The sequence below is a fragment of the Pseudomonas huaxiensis genome (assembly GCF_003231275.1).
Lineage (GTDB): Bacteria > Pseudomonadota > Gammaproteobacteria > Pseudomonadales > Pseudomonadaceae > Aquipseudomonas > Aquipseudomonas huaxiensis.
Genome location: NZ_QKVL01000137.1, coordinates 1 through 1,046, shown reverse-complemented (window position 1 = coordinate 1,046; position 1,046 = coordinate 1). Strand labels below are relative to the sequence as shown.

The 1,046-nt window shown below is 50.9% G+C and carries 2 pseudogenes; both read right to left on the bottom strand.

The features are described 5' to 3' along the window. A pseudogene (locus tag DM374_RS32565) lies at positions 1 to 603 on the bottom strand (DUF6708 domain-containing protein); the annotation flags it as partial. 153 nt (positions 604 to 756) lie between these two features. After that, positions 757 to 1,046 (bottom strand): annotated as a pseudogene (locus DM374_RS32560) (DUF6708 domain-containing protein); the annotation flags it as partial.

Sequence of the window (1,046 nt, the reverse complement as noted above, 5' to 3'; positions counted from 1 at the left end):
ATCGGTGGGCGTGCCCTCAAGATCCACGCCATCACCCTTGTCCCAGACCAGGATGACAAAGCCTCCGGTGCCTTCCAACTCGCTCATCTTCTTGTCGATAAGTATCTCGGTCTTGTCCCAGTCCATGATACGGATGCCGCCTAGGTGCTTGGGGCGGAGTAGGTAGACTTTACGGGTGATGCGGTTGAAACGGACGATGATGCGGCGGGCGGTGAAGGATTCCAGGCGAATGAAACGGTATGTGTACTTTATGAAAATACCAAGCACTAGCAGCCAAAGTAGAGGGAATAATATATTGAAGAAGTGGTCCGAGCTGGTTAGCGTTGCTTTGCTGAGAGGGCCGTGCCCAGCACGGATCTGATTGCTTGAGATAAACAAGGTCATCAGGAAAGCATAGATAAGCATTCCATAGATACAGCTTGCAAAAAATGTAATTACACCTCTTTTTTCGTCATTTGGCGTACGAACATCAATGTGGTTTTCTTTATGTGAATAAATAGATGAGTTTTCGTGAATTCGGTCCAAAACTGACTCGTTTATCCCTTCCGGTGCATGCAACTCGGCCTGTCCAGGTTGCCGTTGTTGGTTATTGAAATCATTCATGGCTTCCTCGTAAGTAATCAGCGTCTTGGACCATTCAAAGCCTCGTTCCAAAAAATACATCGGGGTGTGCCCTCTATTTGCGCTGTATGAGTTCAGTTTCCTTCTCTTCGTTATCGACAACCAATAGTCGAAGAGCGACTTCGCTTATGCGGATCAGCGTCCGGCTTCCTCGATGACCTTCGGAAAGCGTGGCTCGTAGCACAGCAACAAGGACAACCAGTGGCCTGTGGCATGGATCAGGATGACGGGCCATAGCAGCAGGTTGAGCAGTACGAAAATGCGCAGTTCACGTTGGCCCAGGAAGCTGGTGTCCAGTCCCCAGGCAGCTTTGAGTGAGAGCCATGGCCAGGGGAATTTGCAGATGAGCTTTTCCGGTGCTGGGGCAGCGGCGGGGCCGTCTTCCATGTAGCGGCGGATGTATTCCCAGAAGGCCAGCAGTTCGC